The organism is Burkholderia sp. AU16482 (assembly GCF_002223285.1).
GTDB classification, from domain to species: Bacteria; Pseudomonadota; Gammaproteobacteria; order Burkholderiales; family Burkholderiaceae; genus Burkholderia; species Burkholderia semiarida.
Genome location: NZ_NKEY01000003.1, coordinates 1,703,797 through 1,729,172, shown reverse-complemented (window position 1 = coordinate 1,729,172; position 25,376 = coordinate 1,703,797). Strand labels below are relative to the sequence as shown.

The 25,376-nt window shown below is 67.7% G+C and carries 23 protein-coding genes and 5 tRNA genes; 17 read left to right on the top strand and 11 right to left on the bottom strand.

Annotation, left to right across the window (positions count from 1 at the left end; translation table 11 throughout):
* Nucleotides 1–65 precede the first annotated feature (65 nt).
* From CFB35_RS10635 to CFB35_RS10610, 6 genes are all read left to right on the top strand, one after another.
* A tRNA-Asp gene (locus tag CFB35_RS10635) sits at nucleotides 66–142 on the top strand.
* A 63-nt stretch (nucleotides 143–205) separates the two neighbouring features.
* A tRNA-Glu gene (locus tag CFB35_RS10630) sits at nucleotides 206–281 on the top strand.
* A gap of 79 nt (nucleotides 282–360) precedes the next feature.
* Nucleotides 361–437: transfer RNA gene (locus CFB35_RS10625), tRNA-Asp, on the top strand.
* A gap of 65 nt (nucleotides 438–502) precedes the next feature.
* A tRNA-Glu gene (locus CFB35_RS10620) sits at nucleotides 503–578 on the top strand.
* A gap of 72 nt (nucleotides 579–650) precedes the next feature.
* Nucleotides 651–727: transfer RNA gene (locus CFB35_RS10615), tRNA-Asp, on the top strand.
* A 361-nt stretch (nucleotides 728–1,088) separates the two neighbouring features.
* Nucleotides 1,089–1,553, top strand: coding sequence for a GNAT family N-acetyltransferase (locus tag CFB35_RS10610; RefSeq protein WP_059573669.1), 465 nt, complete (start codon nucleotides 1,089–1,091; stop codon nucleotides 1,551–1,553).
* A gap of 26 nt (nucleotides 1,554–1,579) precedes the next feature.
* Here the strand turns inward: CFB35_RS10610 and CFB35_RS10605 are convergent, their stop codons facing one another.
* A complete protein-coding gene (locus CFB35_RS10605; protein WP_089464929.1) occupies nucleotides 1,580–2,461 on the bottom strand; it encodes a helix-turn-helix domain-containing protein in 882 nt (293 codons plus the stop codon).
* 266 nt (nucleotides 2,462–2,727) lie between these two features.
* Between CFB35_RS10605 and CFB35_RS10600 the strand changes: the two genes are divergently transcribed.
* Complete coding sequence (locus CFB35_RS10600) at nucleotides 2,728–3,144, top strand: gamma-glutamylcyclotransferase (RefSeq protein ID WP_059573728.1); 417 nt, start codon at nucleotides 2,728–2,730, stop codon at nucleotides 3,142–3,144.
* Nucleotides 3,145–3,273: 129 nt separating this feature from the next.
* Here the strand turns inward: CFB35_RS10600 and aceB are convergent, their stop codons facing one another.
* Both aceB and CFB35_RS10590 read right to left on the bottom strand, forming a co-directional pair.
* Entirely contained in the window at nucleotides 3,274–4,866 is a 1,593-nt protein-coding gene (gene aceB / locus CFB35_RS10595) for a malate synthase A (protein ID WP_059573729.1), read from the bottom strand.
* Between the two features lie 65 nt (nucleotides 4,867–4,931).
* Entirely contained in the window at nucleotides 4,932–5,699 is a 768-nt protein-coding gene (locus tag CFB35_RS10590) for a haloacid dehalogenase type II (RefSeq protein ID WP_089464928.1), read from the bottom strand.
* 157 nt (nucleotides 5,700–5,856) lie between these two features.
* Here CFB35_RS10590 and CFB35_RS10585 point away from each other — a divergent pair, with 157 nt between their 5' ends.
* Both CFB35_RS10585 and CFB35_RS10580 read left to right on the top strand, forming a co-directional pair.
* Nucleotides 5,857–6,762, top strand: coding sequence for a LysR family transcriptional regulator (locus tag CFB35_RS10585; protein WP_089464927.1), 906 nt, complete (start codon nucleotides 5,857–5,859; stop codon nucleotides 6,760–6,762).
* 150 nt (nucleotides 6,763–6,912) lie between these two features.
* Complete coding sequence (locus CFB35_RS10580) at nucleotides 6,913–7,347, top strand: universal stress protein (RefSeq protein WP_011549516.1); 435 nt, start codon at nucleotides 6,913–6,915, stop codon at nucleotides 7,345–7,347.
* A 210-nt stretch (nucleotides 7,348–7,557) separates the two neighbouring features.
* On the opposite strand, the gene aceA is transcribed toward CFB35_RS10580, so the two are convergent.
* From aceA to CFB35_RS10565, 3 genes are all read right to left on the bottom strand, one after another.
* Complete coding sequence (aceA, locus tag CFB35_RS10575) at nucleotides 7,558–8,865, bottom strand: isocitrate lyase (protein WP_059645325.1); 1,308 nt, start codon at nucleotides 8,863–8,865, stop codon at nucleotides 7,558–7,560.
* Between the two features lie 388 nt (nucleotides 8,866–9,253).
* Nucleotides 9,254–10,798, bottom strand: a complete 1,545-nt coding sequence (locus tag CFB35_RS10570; RefSeq protein WP_059573674.1) for a DEAD/DEAH box helicase — start codon at nucleotides 10,796–10,798, stop codon at nucleotides 9,254–9,256.
* Nucleotides 10,799–11,155: 357 nt separating this feature from the next.
* A complete protein-coding gene (locus tag CFB35_RS10565) occupies nucleotides 11,156–11,425 on the bottom strand; it encodes an acyl-CoA-binding protein (protein ID WP_011885170.1) in 270 nt (89 codons plus the stop codon).
* Between the two features lie 146 nt (nucleotides 11,426–11,571).
* Here CFB35_RS10565 and tsaB point away from each other — a divergent pair, with 146 nt between their 5' ends.
* The 4 genes from tsaB to CFB35_RS10545 are packed head-to-tail and all read left to right on the top strand — an operon-like array spanning nucleotide 11,572 to nucleotide 14,822.
* Nucleotides 11,572–12,339 carry a tRNA (adenosine(37)-N6)-threonylcarbamoyltransferase complex dimerization subunit type 1 TsaB gene (gene tsaB / locus CFB35_RS10560; protein ID WP_089464926.1) on the top strand — a complete coding sequence of 256 codons (768 nt, stop codon included), beginning with the start codon at nucleotides 11,572–11,574 and terminating at the stop codon, nucleotides 12,337–12,339.
* Nucleotides 12,336–12,836, top strand: a complete 501-nt coding sequence (gene rimI / locus CFB35_RS10555; protein WP_089464925.1) for a ribosomal protein S18-alanine N-acetyltransferase — start codon at nucleotides 12,336–12,338, stop codon at nucleotides 12,834–12,836. Before tsaB ends, rimI begins: the two co-directional genes overlap by 4 nt.
* Nucleotides 12,823–13,860 (top strand): uracil-DNA glycosylase, encoded by a 1,038-nt coding sequence (locus CFB35_RS10550; RefSeq protein ID WP_089464924.1) that lies wholly within the window; start codon nucleotides 12,823–12,825, stop codon nucleotides 13,858–13,860. The genes rimI and CFB35_RS10550 overlap by 14 nt, the downstream gene beginning before the upstream one ends.
* Nucleotides 13,857–14,822 carry a DUF1853 family protein gene (locus CFB35_RS10545; RefSeq protein ID WP_089464923.1) on the top strand — a complete coding sequence of 322 codons (966 nt, stop codon included), beginning with the start codon at nucleotides 13,857–13,859 and terminating at the stop codon, nucleotides 14,820–14,822. Before CFB35_RS10550 ends, CFB35_RS10545 begins: the two co-directional genes overlap by 4 nt.
* Before the next feature lie 18 nt (nucleotides 14,823–14,840).
* Here CFB35_RS10545 and thiD read toward each other — a convergent pair whose 3' ends face one another.
* Both thiD and lplT read right to left on the bottom strand, forming a co-directional pair.
* Entirely contained in the window at nucleotides 14,841–15,650 is an 810-nt protein-coding gene (thiD, locus tag CFB35_RS10540) for a bifunctional hydroxymethylpyrimidine kinase/phosphomethylpyrimidine kinase (RefSeq protein ID WP_089464922.1), read from the bottom strand.
* A 58-nt stretch (nucleotides 15,651–15,708) separates the two neighbouring features.
* A complete protein-coding gene (gene lplT / locus CFB35_RS10535; protein WP_059573680.1) occupies nucleotides 15,709–17,016 on the bottom strand; it encodes a lysophospholipid transporter LplT in 1,308 nt (435 codons plus the stop codon).
* Between the two features lie 218 nt (nucleotides 17,017–17,234).
* Between lplT and alr the strand changes: the two genes are divergently transcribed.
* From alr to CFB35_RS10520, 3 genes are all read left to right on the top strand, one after another.
* Nucleotides 17,235–18,305, top strand: a complete 1,071-nt coding sequence (gene alr / locus CFB35_RS10530; RefSeq protein ID WP_089464921.1) for an alanine racemase — start codon at nucleotides 17,235–17,237, stop codon at nucleotides 18,303–18,305.
* Between the two features lie 11 nt (nucleotides 18,306–18,316).
* Nucleotides 18,317–19,693, top strand: a complete 1,377-nt coding sequence (radA, locus tag CFB35_RS10525; protein ID WP_060316840.1) for a DNA repair protein RadA — start codon at nucleotides 18,317–18,319, stop codon at nucleotides 19,691–19,693.
* Between the two features lie 148 nt (nucleotides 19,694–19,841).
* On the top strand, nucleotides 19,842–20,108 hold the full coding sequence (locus tag CFB35_RS10520) for a DUF2866 domain-containing protein (protein ID WP_006488228.1): 267 nt from the start codon (nucleotides 19,842–19,844) through the stop codon (nucleotides 20,106–20,108).
* A gap of 200 nt (nucleotides 20,109–20,308) precedes the next feature.
* Here CFB35_RS10520 and CFB35_RS10515 read toward each other — a convergent pair whose 3' ends face one another.
* Nucleotides 20,309–22,240, bottom strand: coding sequence for an ATP-binding cassette domain-containing protein (locus CFB35_RS10515; protein WP_089464920.1), 1,932 nt, complete (start codon nucleotides 22,238–22,240; stop codon nucleotides 20,309–20,311).
* A 136-nt stretch (nucleotides 22,241–22,376) separates the two neighbouring features.
* Here CFB35_RS10515 and CFB35_RS10510 point away from each other — a divergent pair, with 136 nt between their 5' ends.
* A complete protein-coding gene (locus tag CFB35_RS10510; protein ID WP_089464919.1) occupies nucleotides 22,377–22,856 on the top strand; it encodes a glutathione peroxidase in 480 nt (159 codons plus the stop codon).
* A 28-nt stretch (nucleotides 22,857–22,884) separates the two neighbouring features.
* On the opposite strand, the gene cls is transcribed toward CFB35_RS10510, so the two are convergent.
* Both cls and prmB read right to left on the bottom strand, forming a co-directional pair.
* A complete protein-coding gene (gene cls / locus CFB35_RS10505; protein WP_060010433.1) occupies nucleotides 22,885–24,324 on the bottom strand; it encodes a cardiolipin synthase in 1,440 nt (479 codons plus the stop codon).
* A 143-nt stretch (nucleotides 24,325–24,467) separates the two neighbouring features.
* Complete coding sequence (prmB, locus tag CFB35_RS10500) at nucleotides 24,468–25,376, bottom strand: 50S ribosomal protein L3 N(5)-glutamine methyltransferase (RefSeq protein ID WP_089464918.1); 909 nt, start codon at nucleotides 25,374–25,376, stop codon at nucleotides 24,468–24,470.

The following is a 25,376-nucleotide window of genomic DNA, read 5'->3' as shown; positions in this document are numbered from 1 at the left end:
TTCGTAGAAGTGTCGCGAGGCTTGCAGGAACGTAACCGACGTCCTGCAGGTTGGGTAAGAAAGCTGGAGCGGTAGTTCAGTCGGTTAGAATACCGGCCTGTCACGCCGGGGGTCGCGGGTTCGAGTCCCGTCCGCTCCGCCAGAACGAAGCCCGTTCAAGACGTTTTTGAGCGGGCTTTTGTATTAAAGATGTAAGCAGTACGTTGTCCCCTTCGTCTAGAGGCCTAGGACATCACCCTTTCACGGTGAGTACAGGGGTTCGAATCCCCTAGGGGACGCCAGATTCAGCGGCGTTTCATGGAAGTGCCGCAACGCGTGCAGGAACGTGACGAGATCCTGCAGGCGGTAGTGCAGAAAGCTGGAGCGGTAGTTCAGTTGGTTAGAATACCGGCCTGTCACGCCGGGGGTCGCGGGTTCGAGCCCCGTCCGCTCCGCCAGAACGAAGCCCGTTCAAAAGCGTTTTTTGAACGGGCTTTCTCGTTAAGGATGTAAGCAGTACGTTGTCCCCTTCGTCTAGAGGCCTAGGACATCACCCTTTCACGGTGAGTACAGGGGTTCGAATCCCCTAGGGGACGCCAGATTTCGGCGTCGTTCGAACAAACGACGCGCCGGCAGGAGGTACCGACGCCTGCCAGGCAAGCAGCAAGACTGGAGCGGTAGTTCAGTCGGTTAGAATACCGGCCTGTCACGCCGGGGGTCGCGGGTTCGAGTCCCGTCCGCTCCGCCAAACAAACAACAATGCCCGCCTCGTGCGGGCATTGTTGTTTGTGCGTTGTGGTTTTGCGCCCGCTGGCGGGCGCGTGACTGCGGAGCGGAGGAAGCCGCCTGCGCGGCTTCCGGCGGGACTCGAAGGGCTGCGCGTGCACGCGCGGCCGCGGCCTGCAGGATGTAGGCGAGTCCCGTCCGCTCCGCCAAAAAATGAAGAAGCCCGCCTCGTGCGGGCTTTTTCATTTGCATCGTCGCTTGCGCCTTCCGCTCATGCCTCACCCCGCATGCTGCATCGAGCACCGCGCCCCTACGAGAAATTCGCGATTGCATCCGTACGCGACTGCGCTATCGTGGCGGGATGCGTTTCCGACTCCTGCGCGATGCTCGATCCGACCGACCTGCGACTCCTGTATCAGCTCCGGCCCGCGGAGCCCGATGATTTTCCGTATGCCGAAGCGTTGACGCACGGCAACATGGGCGGCTACTACAAGCGCCATGGGCTCGTATGGCGCAGCGACCTGTTCTATGCGAGCTGGCGCGAATCCGAAAACTTCATCCTCGAGGCCGACGGCGAGCGCATCGGCGTGCTGCGCGTGACCGAGGAGGGCGATTCGCTGCATATCCGCGACGTGCAGATCGCGGCCGGCCATCGCGGGCAGGGCGCCGGCACCTACATGCTCGAGATGTCGCATCGCTGGGCACGTGCGCGCGGGCTGCACGAACTGCAGTTGCGCGTGTTCGTCGACAACCCTGCCGCGCGTTTGTACCTGCGCATGGGCTACCAGGTGACCGGCCCGCGGCTCGCGCAACTCGGCTCGATCCGCCACATGGTGCGGCCGGTCTGACGGCCCGGCGCGCTGGCGCGCGAGGATCAGCGCACCGTGTCGATCGCGCCGTCGTCGTCCCGCGCGTCGTCGTCCGCGACGCGGCCTTCCGGGCCTCGATGTTCGTAGCCGCGCAGCATGAACGCACGCGGGCTTTCGCCGAATGCCCGGCGGAACATGGCCGAGAACGCGCTCTGGCTCTGGTAGCCGAGTTCGCGCGCGATATGCGACAGCGGGCGCCCCTGGTTCAGCAGCGGGATCGCCCGCGCGAGCAGCGCCTGCTGACGCCACTGCGAAAAGCTCACCCCGAGTTCCTGCTTGAAGAGCCGCGAGATCGTGCGCGTGCTCGCGCCGACCTCGCTCGCCCAGTGTTCGAGCGATTCCGCATGCGCGGGGTGCGCGAGTACCGATTCGCACAGAAGACGCAACCGTTTCTCGTCGGGCATCGGTACCGCGAGCGGCAACGGTTCGGCATGACTCAGTTCGTCGAGCACGAGCCCGCACAGCAGGCGCTCGCGCGCGGTGCTCAGCTCGCGCGCATCGAGTGCGACGATCAGTTCGCGCAGCAGCCCCGTCACCTCGACGACGCGGCACGCATCGAGGCCGCCCGGCACGATCGATTCGTCGATGTACAGCGTGCGCAAGTAGGCCTCTTCGACGATCGTGACTTCGTGCGTCACGTGCGGCGGCACCCAGATCGCGCGGGACGGCGGCACCATCCAGGTCGTGCCGGTCGTCGCCACGCGCAGCACGCCGCGCGATGCGTATGCGAGTTGCGCCCACGCATGCGTGTGCAGCGGAATGCGGTGGCCGGCATCGACCTGCCGTGCGCGCACGCGCATCGGATGAACGGCGGTCGGCGCGAATTCCGGCGGGATGTCGATGACTTCGTACGGGTTCGATACGTCGGCTGGAGCGGGCGGATTCATGAACGGTTCGGGCGGCGCGGCGGCGTTGCCGTCATTTTAGAAGGCGCAGCGCGTGCGCGTGCGGCGGTTTGTCGGGTCATCATGCCGGGTTCAAATGAATTTTGTGTGGGCATCGGCGAATCCGGAGCGGCGCCGCGGCCGCGCGTGCCGACCGTTCGAACCATCGGGCCGGTATCGCGGTCTATCGATGCGTGCGCCAGATCGCGCCCATCGCGCACCGATCGCACGCAAACACGGCAACACACGAATTGAAGAGGAGAACCACGATGCGCCACGTATTCGTCTACGGCACCTTGAGAGCCGGACAGGCCAACGACATCGGCCATGCGGCCGCCCGCCACGGCATCGCCGCGCCGACGCTGCTGGGCGCGGCCGCGCTGCCGGGTGAGCTGTACGATTTCGGCACGTATCCGGGCATGATTGCCGGGACGGCCGGCAAGTCGCTGGTGTGGGGCGACGTCTACGAGGTCGACGAGCGGCTCGTCCCGGTGCTCGACGAGATCGAGCGCGTCTATCCGGGCGTCGACTCGCTGTTCAAGCCGCAGGAGGTAACGGTCGAGCTCGGCGGCCGGCAGTATGCCTGCCTGTATTATCCGGTCGCCGCGCACGCGGCAGCCGGGCGCCCGCGCATCACGTCGGGCGACTGGGTCCAGCACCGGCGCGAGCAGGAAGCCGCGGCCTGAGCGTGCCTGCCGGCGGCGGCTGGCATCGCCACAAAAAGGAAGCGCCCCGCGGGGCGCTTCTTTCATGCCGTCCTCCATGCGGCCGGCGGTGCGGCGTGGGGCCGGCCGCCGATCGCAACGGACGTGCCGTCAGATTTCCTCGTACAGCGGCAGCGTCAGGAATTCGGTGAAGCCTTCCGACGTCGACATCTGCTCGAAGATCGCCGCGGCGCGTTCGTACGGCTGCGTGTTACCGCCGACCGCGCGCTTCACGTTGTCGAGCTCGATCTTCGCGAATTCGCGCACGAGCTCGGCCGTGACCTTGCGGCCGTCGTCGAGCACGCCCTTCGGCGAGCGGATCCATTGCCACACCTGCGAACGGGAAATCTCGGCCGTCGCCGCGTCTTCCATCAGGTTGTGGATCGGCACGCAGCCGTTGCCGTCGAGCCACGCGCCGAGGTAGTGGATCCCGACGTTGATGTTGTTGCGCAGGCCGGCTTCGGTGATCGGCGCTTCCGGCTGGAAGTCGAGCAGGTTTTTCGCTTCGACCTGCACGTCGTCGCGCTGCTTCGCGATCTGGTTCGGCTTGTCGCCGAGCACCTTGACGAATTCCTCCATCGCGATCGGCACGAGGCCCGGGTGCGCGACCCAGCCGCCGTCGTAGCCGTCGGTCGCGTCGCGCTGCTTGTCCGAGCGCACGCCGCCCATCGCCTTGTCGTTCGCTTCCGGATCGTTCTTGATCGGAATCAGCGCGCTCATCCCGCCGATCGCCGGCGCGTTGCGCTTGTGGCAGGTCTTCAGCAGCAGCAGTGCGTATGCACGCATGAACGGCACCGTCATCGTGATCTTCGAACGGTCGGCCAGGCAGAAGTCGCGGTCGTTCTTGAACTTCTTGATCGCCGAGAAGATGTAGTCCCAGCGGCCGGCGTTCAGGCCCGAGCTGTGCTCGCGCAGCTCGTACAGGATCTCGTCCATCTCGAACGCGGCGAGGATCGTCTCGATCAGCACCGTCGCGCGGATCGTGCCGCGCGGCACGCCGACCGCTTCCTGCGCGGCGACGAAGATGTCGTTCCACAGGCGCGCCTCGAGATGGCTTTCCATCTTCGGCAGGTAGAAGTACGGGCCCGAGCCGCGCGCGAGCAGTTCCTTCGCGTTGTGGAACAGGAACAGCGCGAAATCGAAGATGCCGCCGGACACGCGCTGGCCGTCGACCGTCACATGCTTCTCGTCGAGGTGCCAGCCGCGCGGGCGCACGATCAGCGTCGCGACCTTGTCGTTCAGCTTGTACGACTTGCCGTTCTGTTCGAGCGAGATCGTGCGGCGCACCGCGTCCTTCAGGTTGATCTGGCCGTCGATCTGGTTCGTCCAGCTCGGCGCGTTCGAATCCTCGAAGTCCGTCATGTACGAATCGGCGCCCGAGTTCAGCGCGTTGATGATCATCTTGCGCTCGACGGGGCCCGTGATCTCGACGCGGCGGCATTGCAGGTCGGCCGGCAGCGGCGCGACCTTCCAGTCGCCTTCGCGGATCGCCTTCGTCTCGGCGAGGAAATCAGGGCGTTCGCCCGCGTCGAGGCGCTTCGTGCGCTCGACGCGGGCCTGCAGCAGCGCCTGGCGACGCGATTCGAACGTGCGGTGCAGCGCCGCGACGAGTGCCAGCGCGTCGGGCGTCAGGATCGCTTCGTAACCCGGCTTGATTTCGCCGGTGATCGTCATGCCTTGCGGCAGCGTGATCGGGGTGCTCATGAGTCTCATCTCCTTGGTCGGTCAGTTGCGGTTTCGGTGAAGGGGGAAGGCGGCATCCGCGAGCGTCATGCACCCGGGCTGGGGCGCGTGCGGTTCGCGGGTCTGCCGGACGGAGCCGGGGCGGGTGTGGCGAGGAAGGCGAGCAGGTCGGCCATGCCGGTACCGGTGCCGTCGGGCGGCGCGCCGAGTTCCTCGGCGGGCGCGCCCGTGCGGTTGAGCCAGAACGTCGTGTAGCCGAACCAGGTCGCGCCGGCGACGTCCCACGCGTTCGACGACACGAACACGATGTCGCGCGGGTTCGCCCCGAACGCGGCGGTGCCGAGCGCATAGGCGGCCGGACTCGGCTTGTACGCGCGCACGGTGTCGGCCGACAGCACGCGATCGAACAGGCCGGACATGCCCGCGCTCTTGATCGCGATGTCGAGCATCTGCGGGGTGCCGTTCGACAGGATCGCGAGCGGCGGGCGCGGGTCGAGCGCGCGCAGCTTGCGCAGCGCGGGCACCGTGTCGGGATAGGTGGACAGGCATGCGTATTCGTCCATCAGCCGCTTCTCGGCCGCGCCGTTCAGCGCGAGCCCGAGCCGGCGCGCGGCGAACCGCAGCGCATCGAGCGTGATGTCCCGGAACGGGCGGTAGTGCGCGCCGGCCGGATCGGCGAGCGTGCGCAGCTGCGAGTATTCGATCTGCTTGCGTCGCCACAGCTGCGACAACCGTTCCCCGTGTCCGGGGAACATCTGCTCTGCCGCGGCCAGCACGGCACGCACGTCGAACAACGTGCCGAATGCGTCGAAGAGAATGGCGTCGGGAGAGGAGAGTGTCGTTGTGGCCGACATAGCCTTGCGCTCCAGTTTCAGAGGTCGGGTCGATTGTATTCGTGATAGAAGATGCTAAAAAATACGCTAAACATCACTTGATCTTTTACTTTCATATACCTAATCTGAGCGGCTCAAGCTATTTGAAGGGCGGTGATGCCGTCCTCTCGCGAGCGTCATGGACCGGTTCAAACAGATCGAAACGTTCGCCGCGGTCGCGGCAAAAGGCAGCCTGTCGGCTGCCGCGCATGCGGAAGGGGTCGCGCCGGCGATCATCGGCCGCCGCCTCGACGCGCTCGAGGAGCGGCTCGGCGTCAAGCTCCTGGTGCGCACGACGCGCAAGCTCACGCTGACGTTCGAGGGTTCGGCGTTCCTCGAGGATTGCCAGCGCATCATCAACGACATGCAGAACGCGGAAGCGAGCGTGTCCGCCGGCGGCGTGAAGGCCAGCGGCCACCTGCGCATTTCCGCGCCGGCCGGCTTCGGCCGGCGGCACGTCGCGCCGCTCGTGCCCGAATTCAGCGGCGCGCACCCGGACGTGTCGGTCACGCTCGACCTGTCCGACCGGATGGTCGATCTCGTCAACGAAGGATTCGATTGCGCGGTGCGGCTCGGCGAGCTGCCCGACTCGTCGCTGGTATCGCTGAAGCTCGGCGAGAATCGCCGCGTGTGCGTCGCGTCTCCCGCGTATCTCGAGCGGCGCGGCATGCCGGTCACGCTCGCGGAACTGGCGCGGCACAACTGCCTCGCGCTCGCGGCGAACGCGAACCAGCAGCGCGGCTGGACGTTCCAGGAAGACGGCAAGGTCGTGTCGATCCGCGTGAACGGCACGATGGAATGCTCGGACGGCGCGGTGCTGCACGAGTGGTGCCTCGCCGGCCATGGCCTGGCGTGGCGCTCGTGGTGGGAAGTCGGCGAGGACATCGCGGCCGGCCGGCTCGTCAGCGTGCTCGATGCATTCGCCGCGCCGCCGATCGGCATCCATGCGGTGTTTCCGCAGCGCCGGCATCTGCCGTTGCGCGTGCGCCTGTTTCTCGATTACCTGAAGCATACGTACGAGCGGCCCGGCTATTGGGGCGGGTAGGCGACACGCGCCCGCGTGTTTCCGATATGAGGGCGAACCCGCTGGCGGCGCGGCGTGCGCGGTTTCGCGCACTACAATCGTAAGAGGCATGCGCGCCGTGTCGCGGCCGGCGCCGCGGCGCGTGGCGTGCAATCGACGAAGGAGGGCGCGATGTTCCGGCACATCCTCGTTCCAACCGACGGTTCCGAACTGTCGCAAAAGGCGATCGACGGTGCGATCGACCTGGCTCGCGCGGTCGGCGCGCGCGTGACGGCCTACGCGTGCCTGCCGCAATACCCGTACTCGCCGTTTTCCGAAGTGATCATCGAGCCGCCCGCGGATTTCCGCGCGCGCAGCGAGCGCGAGGCGCGTGCGCATCTCGACGAGGTGGAAGCGGCCGCGAAGGCGGCCGGGGTCGCGTGCGACACGTGGACGAGCGTGCATCCGTCGCCGTATCTCGGCATCATCGAGGCGGCCGAACGCGGCGGGTGCGACGTGATCTTCATGGCGTCCCACGGACGCCGCGGGCTCGGCAGCCTGCTGATCGGCAGCGAGACGCAGCGCGTGCTGACCCATACGAAAATTCCGGTGATCGTCTATCGGTAGGGCAGCGCCGGCCGTGGCCGGGCGGCTGCACCGCGGAAAAAGGGCGCGCCGGACCAAGCCGGCGCGCATCGTTGCTGGCGGCCCGCAGGCCGCGCGGCCGGTCGCGCGATGGGACTCGCGCGCCTGCCGTCTCCTCCCTGATTGTTGTTCCGGTGGCCGACGCCGCGGCGTCGCGAGACGCGGCGGGCGTCGGCGTAGCGCCTGCGCGCGTTACGCGACCTTCTTGCCGTCGAAGAACTGTTCGTCCTCGGTCGACCCGTGCAGCGCGGTCGTCGACGCTTCCCGTTCGACCGTCTGCGTGACCGCGTCGAAGTAGCCCGTACCGACCTCGCGCTGATGCTTGACGGCCGTGAAGCCCTTGTCGGCGGCCGCGAACTCGGCCTGCTGCAGTTCGACGAACGCGCTCATCTGCGTGCGGGCATAGCCGTGCGCGAGGTTGAACATCGAGTAGTTCAGCGCATGGAAGCCGGCCAGCGTGATGAACTGGAACTTGTAGCCCATCGCGCCGAGTTCCTTCTGGAACTTCGCGATCGTCGCGTCGTCGAGGTTCTTCTTCCAGTTGAACGACGGCGAGCAGTTGTACGACAGCAGCTTGCCCGGGAACTGCTTGTGGATCGCTTCAGCAAACTTCTTCGCGTACTCGAGATCCGGCTTGCCCGTTTCGCACCAGATCAGGTCCGCGTACGGCGCATACGCGAGGCCGCGCGAGACCGCCTGCTCGAGGCCCGGCTTCGTGCGGAAGAAGCCTTCCACCGTGCGCTCGCCCGTCAGGAACGGCTTGTCGTTGTCGTCGACGTCGGACGTGATCAGGTCGGCCGCTTCCGCGTCGGTGCGCGCGATCAGCACGGTCGGCGTGCCCATCACGTCGGCCGCGAGACGCGCGGCCGACAGCTTCGCGACGGCTTCGCGCGTCGGCACGAGCACCTTGCCGCCCATGTGGCCGCACTTCTTCACCGACGCGAGCTGGTCCTCGAAGTGAACGCCCGATGCGCCTGCCTCGATCATCGCCTTCATCAGCTCGAACGCGTTGAGCACGCCGCCGAAACCGGCTTCCGCATCGGCGACGATCGGCGCGAAGAAGTCGACGTAGCCTTCGTCGCCCGGGTTCTTGCCTTCCGACCACTGGATCTGGTCGGCGCGCGTCAAGGTGTTGTTGATGCGCTTCACGACGAGCGGCACCGAGTTCGCCGGATACAGCGACTGGTCCGGGTACATTTCGCCCGCGACGTTGGCGTCGCCGGCCACTTGCCAGCCGGACAGGTAGATGGCCTTCAGGCCGGCCTTCACCTGCTGCATGGCCTGGTTGCCGGTCAGCGCGCCGAGTGCGTTGACGAACGGCTCGTTGTTGACGAGGCTCCACAGTTTTTCCGCACCGCGCTTGGCCAGCGTGTGTTCGATGGGGACCGAGCCGCGCAGGCGGACCACGTCCTCAGCCAAGTAGCTGCGCTTGATGCCCTTCCAGCGCGGATCGGTTTCCCATTGCTGTTGCAGTTCCTGTGCCTGTTGCTGACGCGACATGATGAGCTCCTTGATGCGATGTATGCCTGCCGAATCTGACGGTGATGCTGTTCGCGAAGCGGGGAAGCAGTGTGTTCCGTTTCGCGAAGTCTTGTATAAGAGTCTAGGCAAATCGACGGGAGTGAAACAGGGGCCGGTTCGTGACGTGCGTAATTTTTTAATTGTTTTGAATCAATGGCTTGCGTGCGTAGTTTCGAGATAAGAAATGCATTTTCCTATCCTGCAATCGCGTGGGTTGTGCCGTGCAGCATGATTTTTTACGACACAAAAATTTTTTCCGTATTGTGAAATATACGGAAGGGACGAAAAAAAACCGGCGCGGATGCGCCGGTCGGCTGGATGGGCGGGTTGCCGATCCGCTGGGCGGCCGACGGCCGCCCGTGTGTGCTTACGATGCCGAATTGCTGCGGCGCGGGCCGCCGCTGCGCTGGCCGTCGCGACGCGGGCCGCCGTCGCGGCTGCCGCCGGGCTTGCCGCTCCAGCCGCCGCCATTGCCGCCGCCGTAGCTGCGGCCGTTGCCGCTGCCGCCATAACCGCCGCCCGGCTTGCCGCCGAAACGACGACCGCCGTTACCGCCGCCCGGACGGCCGCGGCCGCCGGTGCCGCCGTTACGCGGGGGCGCCTTGCGCGGCTCGAAGCCTTCGATCACGTTGACCGGCAGCGGCGAGCGCACGAAGCGCTCGATGCGCTTGAGCGCGCCTTGCTCGGCGTGATGCACGAGGCTCACCGCGATACCCGAACGGCCTGCGCGGCCGGTACGGCCGATACGGTGCACGTAGTCTTCCGCGAACTTCGGCAGGTCGTAGTTGAACACGTGCGTGATGCCCGGGATGTCGATGCCGCGTGCCGCGACGTCGGTGGCCACCAGCACGCGCACGCGGCGCTCGCGCAGCGCACGGATCGTGCGGTTGCGCGCGCCCTGCGGCAGGTCGCCGTGCAGCGCGGCCGATTCGAAGCCTGCGTCGGCGAGACGGCCGGCGAGCTGGTCGGCGTCGATCTTGGTCGCCGTGAAGATGATCGCCTGGTCGAGCGCGTCGTCGCGCAGCAGGTGATCGAGCAAGCGATCCTTGTGATCGCGGTCGTCGACGTAGTGGACGGTCTGCGCGATGTTCGCGCGCGATTCGAGGCGCTGCTGGATCTCGATGCGTTCCGGATCCTTCAGCAGGCGGCTCGTCAGCGAACCGATCTTGCCGTCGAGCGTGGCCGAGAACAGCATCGTCTGGCGCGATTCCGGCGTGGCGGCGACGATCGTTTCGATGTCTTCGATGAAGCCCATGTCGAGCATGCGGTCGGCTTCGTCGAGCACCAGCATCTTCAGTTCCGACAGGTCGATGCGGCCGCGCTCGAGGTGGTCGAGCAGGCGGCCCGGCGTGGCAACCAGGATTTCCGGGTTCTTCGCGAGCAGCATCAGCTGCTGGCCATAGGCGACGCCGCCGAGGATGCTGACCGTGCGCAGGCGCTTCAGGTGCTTGCCGTACGTCGACGCGGCCGTCGTGACCTGCATCGCGAGTTCGCGGGTCGGCGTCAGCACGAGCAGGCCCGGGCGCGCGACGGGTTGCGGGCGGCGCGCGCGGCGATCGCCCTGGTTCGGTTCACGCGGCGCGCGCGGTTGCTGCGCCTGCGTCTTCTGGAGCTGCGCGAAACGTTCGATCGCGGGCAGCATGAATGCGGCCGTCTTGCCCGAACCGGTCGGGCTCGACACCAGCAGGTCGCGGCCGGCGATGCCGGCCGGAATCGCGCGCTGCTGGACCGGCGTCGGCTTCACGTAGCCGGCGGCCTGCAGCGCGGAGACGATCTCCGGCGACAGCCCGAGCGACGCGAAGCTCGGCTCGTCCGACGCCGGTTCGATCGCGGCCGGTGCGGCGGCGGCGTCGAGACCGAGCGCCTGGTCGGCGATCGCGTTGAGCGGGCTGGTGTTGATGCTCGAAGTCATAACAATCCTTGAAACACAGTGGGTGAAACGTCGGCGCCAATCGCGCATACCCAAGTCGTCGGATTCAGCGAGCAAATCGGGAAACGGGTGCAATCCGCCGAACCGTCGGCGGATGAGGCATTAGAAGCTGTTTTGGGTGCGGCGCGCTTCAGGAGCGGGGCCGCCAGCCTAGTTGACGACCGCAAGGGTCGAAGCAGGAGGGGACAGGTTCTAAACCGGATTGGAGCTTAACGCTACGAGGCGTCGGGCCGGAACGGCTTGCGAGCCGAGCGCGGGAGATGACGCAGGCAGCATTATAAAGAAATTTGCTGCGCTGCGCCACTGATTTGATTGCCTATTGCGATGACCGTGATTCGGTCAGGACGCCGTGCCGTTTTTCAGCGATTCGACGAGTTCGACGTACTGTTGCTTCGCCGCATCCTGCGACGTGCCCTTCAGGGCTTCCCAGGCATCGTACTTGTATTTGCCGACGATGTCGGTGAAGCCGGGCTTGTCGCCGTGCGCATCGCCGTCGGTCGCCTGCTTGAAGAGCGCATACAGGCGCAGCAGGGTCAGGTTGCCCGGCCGTTCGGTCAGTTGCTTGACGTCGATCTGGGCCTGGTCGAATTGCGCGGTGAGGTCGCTCATCGGGTGTCTCCGTAAGGGTTTCAGGTCGGCCGATCTTAACAAGTGGACCGCCGCGCGGGGTCGAGCGATCCTTCCAAACCGCGGGCGACGCCGCACGCGCGACAGATCGGGCCCGATCGCCCGTGGGAGCGGGGCGGCGCATTACAATGTCGCCCATGACGCAAACAGTGCTCCTCGCCATCGATACGTCGACCGAATACTGCTCGGTCGCGTTGCTGCGCTCGGCCCACGCCGATGACGCCGTTTCCCCCCCGCAAACCTGGGTCCGTCACGAGCTGACGGGCGCCGTGTCGAGCACGCGCGTGCTGCCGGCGATCCAGGAACTCTTCGCCGAATCCGGGCTGACGCTCGCCGACTGCGACGCGATCGCGTTCGGCGCGGGCCCGGGCTCGTTCACGGGCCTGCGGACCGCGACGGGCATTGCCCAGGGCCTCGCGTTCGGCGCCGGGCTGCCGGTCGTGCCGATCGGCACGCTGCTTGCGTGCGCCGAACATGCGCGGCTGCGTACGCCCGGTACGACCCGCGTGCTCGCCGCGCTCGACGCGCGGATGGACGAAGCCTACTGGGCGGATTTCGAATGGGACGCCGCCGCCGGCGACTGGCGCACGCGGCATCCGGCGTCGCTCGACGCACCGGGCGCCGTCGGCGCGCCCGACGCGCCGTTCACGCTCGCCGGCAATGCGGCCGCGGCGTTCGGCGCGCAATTGCCGGCCGCCGCGCGGGCGGCCTCGATCGACGGCGATGCGCTGCCGCATGCGCTGGCGGTCGCGCATGCCGCGCTGCGCGCGTTTCGCGCCGGGCGTGCGGTGCCGGCCGACCAGGCCGCGCCCGAGTACGTGCGCGACAAGGTCGCGCAGACGACGGCCGAGCGCGTCGCGGCACGAGCGGCACAGACGGGCGGGGCGAAGGGATGACGGGCGTCCTGCTGAGCGACCGCTATCTGGCGCCGATGACGGACGCCGATCTCGACGAGGTCGTCGCGATCGAGCACGTCGCGTACGAATTTCCGTGGAGCCGCGGCAACTTCGAGGATTCGTTGCGCAACGGCTATCTGGGCGTGTGCCTGCGGCACGTGACGGGGTCGCTCGTCGGCTATTGCGTGCTGATGCCCGTGATCGACGAGATGCATTTGCTGAACCTGTGCGTCGCGCCGGCCGCGCAGCACGCGGGCGCGGGCCTCGCGCTGCTGCGCGAGGCGGTGCGCATTTCGCGCGCGGAGGGGCTCGACGGCGTGCTGCTCGAAGTGCGGCCGACCAATTCGCGCGCGATTCATCTGTACGAACGCTTCGGCTTCGTGACGATCGGCCGGCGCAAGAATTACTATCCGGCGAAGCATCGCAGCCGGGAGGACGCGATCGTGATGCGTCTGACGCTGAACAAGGACGGGGGGGACACGCATGGCGTGGGCTGAAGCGGCGCTCGAGGAACTGGGTCTCGCGCAAATCTGGGTGCGGCGCGGGCAGCGCGCGGACGAAGGCGCGGCCGCCGACGCGCCGGCCGTCGTACAGGCCGCGACGGCCGACGATGGTCGCGCTGTCGCGGCCGAGCGGCCGGTGCGCGCCGCGCGGGCGCCGGTGCGGGACGATGCGCCCGCGGCCGTCGCGCATGGCGCGGCCGGCGGTGTGCCGGCTCGCGAGTCGCTGGCGGCGCACGGCGTCGTCGATCGCGATCGCCCGCCCGCGCAGGCCGCATCGACCGCATCGGCGGCATCGCCCGATACGATGCCGCCGAAGGGTGACGCGCCGCCGGCAGGTGACGACGATTTCGCGTGGTTCGACGCGGCGCCGCCGGGCGAATCCGTGCCCGTGCCGGCCGTCGAATCGCGCCCCGCCGGCATGCCGGTCGCCGCGCTCGACTGGGATGCGCTGGTCGAGCGCGTGGCCGGCTGCACGCTGTGCCGCCTCTGCGAGAAGCGGACCAACACCGTATTCGGCGTCGGCGACCGCGAAGCGGACTGGATGCTGATCGGCGAAGCGCCGGGCGAGAACGAGGACAAGCAGGGCGAGCCGTTCGTCGGCCAGGCCGGCAAGCTGCTCGACAACATGCTGCGGTCGCTGTCGCTCAAGCGCGGCGACAACGTCTATATCGCGAACGTGATCAAGTGCCGGCCGCCCGGCAACCGCAATCCGGAGCCGGACGAGGTCGCGCGCTGCGAGCCGTATCTGCAGCGCCAGGTCGCGCTCGTGAAGCCGAAGCTGATCGTCGCGCTCGGCCGTTTCGCGGCGCAGACGCTGCTGAAGACGGACGCGAGCATCGCGTCGCTGCGCGGCCGCGTGCATGCGTACGAGGGCGTGCCGGTGATCGTCACGTACCACCCGGCCTACCTGTTGCGCAGCCTGCAGGACAAGGCGAAGGCGTGGGCCGACCTGTGCCTCGCGCGCGACACGTTCCGGCGTGCGCAAGGCGCCGACGCGAACGGTCCGACCGGGCCATGACGACCGGCGCGGCGTACGCGTTCGTCGATACGCTGCATGACGTCGCGGTGCGCGATCTGGGCTGGCTGCTGGCCAGCCCGAGCCTGCTCACCGCGGTACCGGGCGCGCCGCTCGCGCGCCCGTGGCCGGATGCGGCGGGCCAAGCGGCCGTCGAAGCCTGGCTTGCCGCGCTCGATGCGCACCCCGGGCCGCTGCATCGCGCGCTCGACGGGTTCCGGCCCACGCGGCTCGGCCGCTACGCCGAATGCCTGCTCGAATACTTTCTGACGCACGGGCCGGCGCTGCGGCTCGTCGCGGCCAATCTGCCGCTGCGCAGCAATGGCCGCACGCTCGGTGAAGTCGATTTTCTGGTCGATGCGCCGGACGGCCGGCGCCTGCACTGGGAACTCGCGGTGAAGTGCTATCTGTGCGCGCCGGTGCGCGGCGGCGCGGCGCTCGCCGACTTCGTCGGCCCCAATCTCGTCGACCGCTTCGACCGCAAGCGCAGCCGGCTGCTCGACCACCAGTTGCGGCTCGGCCAGCACGACGCTTTTGCCCGGCTCGGCTACGGCGCGCCGTCCGACGCGCAGATGTTCATCAAGGGCTGGCTGTTCCATCCGCACGGCGCGCCGGTGTTGCCAGTATCCGCCGAAATCGCGCCGGATCACCCGCGCGGTTTCTGGCTCACGCACGCGCAGTGGCCGGCGTGGGCGGCCGCGCAGCGTGACGGCGCCGCATGGAGCGTGTTGCCGCGACTGGCGTGGCTGGCGCCGCGGCGTGCCGTCGCCGACGCCGGTTTCGAGCCCGAGCCGCTGGCGAGCGCACCGGAGTTGCCGGCCGTGCTGGCGGCGCGCGGAGCGCCCGACCTGATCGCGATCCACGAAAGGACCGGCGACGGCACGTGGCGCGAGACGGCGCGCGGTTTCGTCGTGCCCGACGACTGGCCGGCGCCCGCGCAGGCGTTCGCCGCACTGGATCGCTGACGCCGCGCGAGCGGCCGCTCACCACCAGCGATGAAAGTGGTGGACCGGGCCGACGCCGTGGCCGACGTCGAGGTCGGCGCTCGCGACGATCGCGCCGGTCAGGTAGGTCTTGGCCTCGCGTACCGCGCTTTCGAGGTCGGGCTGCTGCGGCAGCAGCGCCGCGATCGCCGACGACAGCGTGCAGCCGGTGCCGTGCGTGTTGCTGACCGGCACGCGCGTGCCGTCGAGCCGCACGGTGCGCGTCGTTTCGACGAGCCAGTCGGGGCTCGCGGACGCGTCGGGCAGGTGGCCGCCCTTCATCAGCACGGCGCGTGCGCCCGTCTGCAGCAAGGCCCGGCCTTGCCGGACCATGTCGTCTTCGGTGGTGGCGGGTGCGTCGTTGAGCAGCGCGGCCGCCTCGGGCAGGTTCGGCGTGACGACCGTCGCGAGCGGCAGCAGCGTGTCGCGCAGCGCGTCGACGGCATCGGGCGCGAGCAGCGCGTGCGCGCTCTTCGAGATCATCACCGTGTCGAGCACGACGAAGCGCGGCGCGTAACGGCGCAGCGCGTCGGCCACCGCCTGCACGATCGCCGCGTTCGCGAGCATCCCGATCTTGACCGCATCGATGCGGATGTCGCCGAACACCGCGTCGAGCTGCGCGGTCACGAAGGCGGCGTCCGGCGCATGCACGCCCGTCACGCCGCGCGTGTTCTGCGCGGTCAGCGCGGTGATCACGCTCGCGCCATACGCGCCGAGCGCGGAAAACGTCTTCAGGTCGGCCTGGATGCCCGCGCCGCCGCCCGAATCGGAGCCGGCGATCGTCAGGATGTTGGGTATCGGGTGCGTCATGAGGGCAATGCGCCGGTTCGAGGCCCGGCGCCGGCGGACGAAAACCGAAAGTGTAGCGTCAGTGCCGCGATTCGCCGATCAGCGCCACCGAGTCGAACTGACGCTGGTTCGCCTGATGGCGGCGCATCACAAGCCACATCGTCAGGCAGACGAACGTGCCGAACAGCACGATCACGACGCCGACCGGCACGTCGAGCCACACGAGCACCGCATACAGGCACAGCATCACGAGCACCGACAGGTTCTCGTTGAAGTTCTGCACCGCGATCGAATGGCCGGCCGACAGCAACACGTGGCCGCGATGCTGCAGCAGCGCGTTCATCGGCACGACGAAGTACCCGGACAGCGCGCCGACGCCGATCAGGAAGATGTAGGCGACGATCAGGTAGAACGGCAGGCGCAGGTGGCCGACATGCACGGCCCAGTGCGACGGGAACAGGTCGCGCGTGTAGAACGCCATCAGCATCACCGCGATGCCCATGATGATGCCGACGGGCAGCACGGTCAGCGACTTCTTCAGCGGGATCCGGGCGGCGGCGGCGATCGCGCCGGCCGCGACGCCGACCGCGACCACGGCCTGCAGGATCGCGCCTTCGGACAGCGACATGTTGAGCGACACCTCGGCCCACTTCAGCACGATGAACTGCAGCGTCGCGCCCGCGCCCCAGAACAGCGTCGTGACCGCGAGCGAGATCTGGCCGAGCTTGTCGCGCCAGAGCACCATGAAGCAGTCGGCGAAATCGGTGAGCAGCTTGACCGGGCCGCGCTCCTGCTTCGGATAGCGGGCGCCCGTGTCGGGAATGCGCAGGTTGAACAGTGCGGCGACCACGTAGATCGCCATGATGATCGCCATCGCCGCTTCGGCGGGCGTGCCGATCCAGGCGGGCGTGTGCGCGATCACGTGGGACGCGATGTGCGGGCTGATCAGCGCGCCGCCGAGCACGGTGCCGAGGATGATCGAGCTGACGGTCGTGCCTTCGATCCAGCCGTTCGCGGCGACCAGCCGGTCGGCCGGCAGCAGCTCGGTGAGAATGCCGTACTTGGCCGGCGAGTAGGCTGCCGCGCCGAAGCCGACGATGCCGTACGCGATCAGCGGGTGGGCGCCGAACAGCATGATCAGGCAGCCGATCACCTTGATCGAGTTCGTGATGAACATCACGCGGCCCTTCGGACGCGAATCCGCGAACGCACCGACATACGCCGCCAACACCACATACGACAACACGAAGAACAGCTTCAGCAGCGGTGTCATCCAGTTGGGGGCGTGGAGATCTTTCAGCAGGGCGATGGCGGCGATGAGGAGCGCATTGTCGGCCAGCGACGAAAAAAACTGCGCGGCCATGATGGTGTAAAAACCTTTTTTCATCTGATGCGATGCTTTCGTCGCTGCGGCAGGGCCGCGTAGGCCGCCTGGTATGCGATCGGCTTATTCCGTTCGAAATGGGTTGTGCGCACGGCTTTATAACATGAAAATACGCGAATTCGGACTAGCAAGATTCCCCGATCGTTCCGCAAATTGTCGGCTTCGGTGCTCAAAAGGCGCGGTAAGCTGATGATTCGCAAGCGTCTTTACGTAAATTTCCCATGCCGCGCCCGATCTCCGCCACCATCCACACCGCCGCTCTCGCGAACAATCTCTCCGTCGTCCGCCGCTTTGCCGGCCCGTCCAAGGTCTGGGCGGTCGTCAAGGCCAACGCGTACGGCCACGGTCTCGCCCGCGTGTTTCCGGGCCTGCGCGGCACCGACGGTTTCGGCCTGCTCGACCTCGACGAGGCCGTGAAGCTGCGCGAGCTCGGCTGGGCCGGCCCGATCCTGTTGCTCGAAGGCTTCTTCCGCTCGACCGACATCGACGTGATCGACCGCTACAGCCTGACCACGACGGTCCACAACGACGAGCAGATGCGGATGCTGGAAACGGCGCGGCTGTCGAAGCCCGTCAACGTGCAGCTCAAGATGAACAGCGGGATGAACCGGCTCGGTTACGTGCCGGAGAAATACCGCGCCGCTTGGGAGCGTGCCCGCGCGTGCCCCGGCATCGGCCAGATCACGTTGATGACCCATTTTTCGGACGCGGACAACGAGCGCGGCGTCGCCGAGCAGCTCGCGACGTTCGAGCGCGGCGCGGAAAACATTGCCGGCGCGCGCAGTCTCGCGAATTCGGCGGCCGTGCTGTGGCATCCGGATACGCACTTCGACTGGGTGCGGCCGGGGATCGTGCTGTATGGGGCGTCGCCGTCCGGGCTGTCGTCCGACGTCGCGGACACGGGGCTGAAGCCGGCGATGACGCTCGCGTCGGAGCTGATCGCGGTGCAGACGATCGGAAAGGGGCAGGCGATCGGCTATGGCTCGACGTTCTCCGCGCAGGCGCCGATGCGCATCGGCGTCGTCGCGTGCGGCTACGCGGACGGCTATCCGCGCGTGGCGCCCGAAGGCACGCCGGTCATCGTCGACGGCATCCGCACGCGGATCGTCGGCCGCGTGTCGATGGACATGATCACCGTCGACCTGACGCCGTGCCCGCAGGCCGGCGTCGGCGCGCGCGTCGAGCTGTGGGGCAATGCGCTGCCGATCGACGACGTCGCGCGCCATTGCGGGACGATCGGCTACGAGCTGATGTGCGCGGTCGCTGCCCGCGTGCCGGTGCGAGCGGAATAAGGGCGTCGCGCGTGGCCAAACAGAAAACCGTATACGTCTGCAGCGAGTGCGGCGGACAGACCCCGAAATGGCAGGGCCAGTGCCCGTCGTGCCAGGCGTGGAACACCCTCGTCGAATCGGTTGCCGAGTCGCCGGCCGCCCATCGTTTCCAGTCGCTCGCGAAGCGCGCGCCGGTGCAGCGCCTCGTCGACATCGAGGCCGCCGACGTACCGCGCTTCTCGACCGGCATCGGCGAATTCGATCGCGTGCTGGGCGGCGGGCTGGTGCCGGGCGGCGTCGTGCTGATCGGCGGCGATCCGGGCATCGGCAAGTCGACGTTGCTGCTGCAGTCGCTCGCGGATATCGCGAGCGAGCGGCGCGCGCTCTATATCAGCGGCGAGGAATCGGCCGCGCAGATCGCGTTGCGCGCGCAACGGCTCGCGCTGCTCGACGGCGGCGCGCCGGCGGCCGAACTGAAGCTGCTCGCCGAGATCCAGCTCGAGAAGATCCAGGCCGCGATCGATGCGGAGCGGCCGGACGTGGCCGTGATCGACTCGATCCAGACCGTCTATTCCGAGGCGCTCACGTCGGCGCCCGGTTCGGTCGCGCAGGTGCGCGAATGCGCGGCGCAGCTCACGCGCATCGCGAAACAGTCGGGCACCGCGATCATCATGGTCGGGCACGTGACGAAGGAGGGCAACCTTGCCGGCCCGCGCGTGCTCGAGCACATCGTCGACACGGTACTGTACTTCGAGGGCGACACGCATTCGTCGTTCCGGCTCGTGCGTGCGTTCAAGAACCGTTTCGGCGCGGTCAACGAGCTCGGCGTGTTCGCGATGACCGAGCGCGGGCTGCGCGGCGTAGCCAACCCGTCCGCGCTGTTCCTGTCGCAGCACGAGCAGGTCGTGCCCGGCTCGTGCGTGCTCGTCACGCAGGAAGGCACGCGCCCGTTGCTCGTCGAGATCCAGGCGCTCGTCGATACGGCGCACGTGCCGAACCCGCGCCGGCTCGCGGTCGGCCTCGAGCAGAACCGGCTCGCGATGCTGCTCGCGGTGCTGCACCGGCACGCGGGCATCGCGGCCTTCGATCAGGACGTGTTCCTCAACGCGGTGGGCGGCGTGAAGATCACCGAGCCGGCCGCCGACCTCGCGGTGCTGCTCGCGATTCACTCGTCGATGCGCAACAAGGCGCTGCCGAAAGGGCTGATCGTGTTCGGCGAGGTGGGTCTGGCGGGCGAGATCCGGCCGTCCCCGCGCGGGCAGGAGCGGCTGCGCGAAGCGGCGAAGCTCGGCTTCACGTCCGCGCTGATTCCGAAGGCGAATGCGCCGAAGCAGCCGATCGAAGGGCTGAACGTGATGGCCGTCGAGCGGCTCGAGCAGGCGATCGACCGCGTGCGCGATCTTGAATGAGCGGCCCGGCCCGTGCACGGGCCGTATCGAGCCGGGCGATCTGTCGCGTAATTCGCTGTAAAGAATATGTAGGCTGATGTAACCCGCCGGACATCGCTTTTCCCTATCCTTGGCCGGATTGTCGAACCGCGCAATGCGAAGGGAACCTATGTTGAAATCGTATGGGGAAGCGCCTGGCGGACGCCTTTACAACCTGCGCGGCTGCCGCGTGTCGGAGCCGATCCGCCAGCCGTGGGGCGGCGGATGCCGGATCGTCGAATGGATCGACGAAGAAGGGCGGCTGGCGCGTAAGGTCGTGTCCGAGGACGTGACGGAAGCGGAAGTCGCCGCGGCGATCCGCCGGCCGATCAAAGGGCGCCGGCACCTGATGGGCGACGACGAGCAGATGCCGCGCGACACGCTGCCGCGCCGCTGAGCGGATGGTGCGGCGGGCATAAGGGCCGGCCGCCGCAGCCGCGTCGAACGCAGCCGTGACAAAGAGGCCGGGCCAGCGCGCCCGGCCTCGTCGTTTCCGGGGGCGGGGCGCGGCCAGGCGGGTTCGTGGGGCGTCGACACCCGACCGCCGCGGCGCACCCGCCGCCGATGAAGCGATCGGCTACGGCGCCCGGGCCGCGTTCAGCCGATCTGCTCGAGTTCTTCCTGCACGGCGAGCCAGTCGGCCTCGACCGTCTCGAGCCGAGTCGTGACTTCGCCGAGCTTGCGGATCGCGTCGGTCAGCTCCGTCTTGCGCGCGGCCTCGTAGCTCGCCGGATCGGCGACGAACGCGTCGAGGCGCGCTTTCTCCGCGTGCAGCGTTTCCATTTCCTTTTCGAGCTTCGTGATGCGGTTCTGCAGCGGCTTTTTCAGTTGCGACAGCCGCTGGCGTTCCTCGGCGGCCAGGCGTTTCTGATCCTTGCGGTTGATGCCCGGATCGGCGCCTGCGGCTGCCGCGCTGTCGGCCTTCGCGGCCGCGCGTTGCTCGGCCGCATGCTGCAGCAGCCAGTCGCGGTAGTCGTCGAGGTCGCCGTCGAACGGCTGCAGCCGGTGCTTCGCGACCAGCATGAACTGGTCGGTCGTCGCGCGCAGCAGGTGGCGATCGTGCGACACGAGGATCAGCGTGCCTTCGAATTGCGCGAGCGCCATCGTCAGCGCGTGGCGCGTTTCGAGGTCGAGGTGGTTCGTCGGTTCGTCGAGCAGCAGCAGGTTCGGCTTTTGCCAGATGATCAGCGCCAGCGCGAGGCGGGCTTTCTCGCCGCCCGAGAACGGCCCGACCGGGCTGGTCGCCATGTCGCCCGAGAAATTGAAGCCGCCGAGGAAGTCGCGCAATTCCTGTTCGCGCGTGTCGGGTGCGAGCCGCGCCAGGTGCGCGAGCGGCGAATCGTCCTCGCGCAGCGTTTCGAGCTGGTGCTGCGCGAAATAGCCGATCGTCAGCCCCTTGCCGTCGCGCACGTGCCCCGACAGCGGCGCGAGCGTGCCGGCCAGCGTCTTGATCAGCGTCGACTTGCCTTGGCCGTTCGCACCGAGCAGGCCGATGCGCTGGCCGTTCTGGATCGACAGCGCGACGCGCTCGACGATCGGGATGTCCGTTCCGTCGTCGGCGTGGTAGCCGCAGCGGACGTCCTCCATCACCATCATCGGGTTCGGCGCGGCGTCGGGCGTGCGGAATTCGAACGTGAACGGCGACGCGATGTGCGCGGGCGCGATCAGCTCCATCTTCTCGAGCGCCTTCATCCGGCTTTGCGCCTGCTTGGCCTTGGTCGCCTTGGCCTTGAAGCGGTCGACGAAGCTCTGCAGGTGCTCGATCGTCTTCTGCTGCTTTTCGTAGGCGCTTTGCTGCAGCGCCAGTTGCTGCGCGCGCAGCACCTCGAACTGCGAGTAGTTGCCGCCGTAGCGCTTCACCTGGCGATTTTCCAGATGCAGCGTGACGTTGCAGATCGAATCGAGGAACTCGCGATCGTGCGAGATCACGACGAGCGTGCCGGCGTAGCGGTGCAGCCAGTCTTCGAGCCAGACGATCGCGTCGAGGTCGAGGTGGTTCGTCGGTTCGTCGAGCAGCAGCAGGTCGGAGCGGCACATCAGCGCCTGCGCGAGGTTCAGGCGCATGCGCCAGCCGCCGGAGAAGCTCGCGACGGATTCGCGCGTTTGCGCGAGCGTGAAGCCGAGGCCGAGCAGCAGCGCTTCGGCGCGGGCCGGCGCGGTGTAGCCGTCGGCATCGGCGAACGCCGCGTGCGCGTCGGCTTCGGCCGCGCCGTCATGCGCGGCCGAAGCGGCGGCGATGCGCGCCTCGATCTCGCGCAGCGCGGTGTCGCCGTCGAGCGTGTAGTCGAGCGCCGAGCGGTCGACCGCGGGCGTTTCCTGCGACACGTGGGCGATCCGCCACGACGGCGGCATCGAGAAATCGCCTCCGTCGGAATGCAGCTCGCCGCGCAGGACGGAAAACAGCGTCGACTTGCCGGCGCCGTTCGCGCCGATCAGGCCGGCTTTCTCGCCGGGATTGAGCACGAACGAGGCCGACTCGAACAGCGGCTTGGTGCCGCGCGCAAGGCTGAACTGATTGAAACGGATCACGGCGGAAATGGCTGGCCAAAACCGCTATTCTAGACTGCGCGCCGCGTGCGTCGGGCATCGGCCGATCGGCGGATGCCGCAACGGCGCAATTTCGCCTAGACTCCACGTCGATCCGGTTTCGTAAAAGGAGTGCCCGATGTCCACCCTGTATTCGTTCAGCGCGGAGACGCTCGCCGGTGCGCCGGTATCGCTCGACGTGTATCGCGGCAAGGTGCTGCTGATCGTCAATACCGCGAGCGAGTGCGGTTTCACGCCGCAGTACGCTGGCCTGCAGAAGCTGTACGACCAGTACGCGGCGCGCGGCTTCTTCGTGCTCGGCTTCCCGTGCAACCAGTTCGGCAGGCAGGAGCCGGGCGACGCCGCGCAGATCGGTGCGTTCTGCGAGCGCAACTACGGCGTCACGTTCCCGATGTTCGCGAAGATCGACGTGAAGGGCGACCATGCGCATCCGCTGTATCGCTACCTGACCGACGAGGCGCCCGGCATTCTCGGCCTCAAGGCGATCAAGTGGAATTTCACGAAATTCCTGATCGACCGCGAAGGGCGCATCGTCAAGCGCTATGCGCCGTCCACCAAGCCCGAAGAAATCGCCGCGGACATCGACAAGCTGCTTTGACGGTGACGCGCGGCATGCGCCGCGACCGTTACAGGATCGGCGCGAACAGCCGCGCGACGTGCATCGCGATGCGCCGCCAGGCGGGCGACCGACGGTATTCGTCCGCATCGACCTCGTATGCCTGCGCGAAGTCGGCATCGAGCATCGTTTCCACCTCGTCGGCGAACGCGCGATCGACGGTCATGACCATGACCTCGAAATTGAGGCGGAACGAGCGGTTGTCGAGATTCGCGCTGCCGACCGCCGCCGCGATGCGGTCGATCAGCACGACCTTCTGGTGCAGGAAGCCGGGCCGGTAGCGGAACACTTTCACGCCCGCATCGACCAGCTCGCGTGCGTAAAGCTTCGACGCCTCGAACACGACGTAGTGATCGCGCCGGCTCGGGATCAGGATACGCACGTCGACGCCACGCATCACGGCGAGCTTCAGCGCGCAGACCACGGCTTCGTCGGGAACGAGGTACGGCGTGGTGATCCAGACCCGTTCGCGGGCGGCATTGATCGATTCGACGAAGAACAGCGAGCCGGTTTCCTGCTTGTCGGCCGGCCCCATCGGCACCGCGAGGCAATGCATGCCGTCGCCAGGCTGCGCGGGCGGCGGCAGCGCGATGGGCGGCAGCTTCTGCGTCGCCCAGTGCCAGTCTTCGGCGAACACGTATTGAATACTCGCCACCACGGGCCCGCGGATCTCGATGTGGGTGTCGCGCCACGGCGACAGCCGCGAATTCGCGCCGAGATATTCGACGCCGACGTTGTGGCCGCCGACGAACGCGCGATTGCCGTCGACGACGACGATCTTGCGGTGGTTGCGGAAGTTCAGCTGGAAGCGGTTGACGAATTTCCGGTTGGTCGCGAACGGATGGACTTCGACGCCGCCCCGGCGCAACGCGTCGACGTAGCGGTGCGGCAGGTCGAAGCTGCCGATGCTGTCGTACAGCACGCAGCAGCGCACGCCGGCCGCCGCACGCGCGAGCAGCGAGTCGCGCAGCATCCGGCCGAGCGCGTCGTCGCGCACGATGAAGAACTGGACGAGCACGTAGTCGCGCGCGGCGTCGATCGCCGCCAGGATGGCCGAGAACGTCGCGTCGCCGTTGACGAGCGTGCGCACCGAATTGCCGCCGAGGAACGGCATGCCGCCGAGCCGCGTGAGCGCGAGCACGGCGGCCTGTCCCAGCGCGTCCGCGGCCGGCCCGTCGGTCGCGTCGGCGGTGCGCCACGGCGAGCGAGGCGTGTGCGTGCGCAACATTTCCAGCTCGTGGCGCCGGGCGTCGACGTAGCCGGAGAATTTGCTGCGGCCGAGGAACAGGTACGGAACGAGCGTCAGGTACGGCATGGCCGTGAGCGAGACGGCCCACGCGATCGCGCCTTGCGACGTGCGCGTGTTCATGATTGCGTGGCACGCCGCGACGATCCCGAGCACGTGGATGATCAGGATCAGGGTGCCGAGATGTAGCCAGTCGAGGGTCATGAGTGCGTAAAGAACTGCCGAGGGACTGCCGGGAGAGCTCCCGAAGGGATTCCGCAGGTCGTGCGGCCGGGCGGCCGCCTACGCGCATCTTACCCAACCGTGCGGCGCAACGGTGCGCCGCACGGCGGATGGCCCGCACACGCTCAGGCCTTGCGCGGCAGGTCCGATGCCTGGATCAGGAACACCGCGTCGTCGCCCGCGCTGGTGGGCAGCCACGTGAGCTCGAGGCCGCCGAACGCCGCTTCGACGTTCTCGCGTTCGTTGCCGATCTCGACGACGAGCACGCCGTCGTCATGCAGCCAGCGGTGCGCGTCGGCGACGATGCGCCGCACGATGTCCATCCCGTCGTCGCCGCCGGCGAGCGCCATTTCCGGCTCGTGCCGGTATTCGGGCGGCAGCGCGGCCATCGACGTGGCATTGACGTACGGCGGGTTCGTCAGGATCACGTCGTAGCGCGAGTCGGGATCGGTGCGGAACGCGGGCAGCGGGGCGTAGAGATCGCCACGGTGCAGCCCGATGCGATCTTCGAGGCCGTAGTCGCGCACGTTGATTGCCGCGACTTCGAGCGCCTTGTCCGACAGGTCGACCGCGTCGATCTCCGCGTTCGGGAACGCGCTCGCCGCGAGGATCGCGAGGCAGCCGGAGCCGGTGCACAGTTCGAGCACCGCGCCAACCTGCTCGGGATCGGCGACATACGGCTGCAGCCCGTCGTCGAGCAGTTCGCCGATGAACGAGCGCGGCACGATCACGCGTTCGTCGACGTAGAAGCGGTGGCCGTGCATCCACGCTTCATGCGTGAGGTACGCGGCCGGCACGCGATCGGTCGCGCGTCGTTCGATCACCGCGAGCACGGCCGCGATTTCGTCGGGCAAGAGGCGCGCGTCGAGGAACGGTTCGAGCGTGTCGAGCGGCAGGTCGAGCGTATGCAGCACGAGGTAGGCCGCTTCGTCGTACGCGTTGTCGGAACCGTGGCCGAACGCGAGCTTCGCTTTCGAGAAGCGCGTGACCGCGTAGCGCAGCAGGTCGCGGACCGTGGCAAAAGGTGTCGTCAT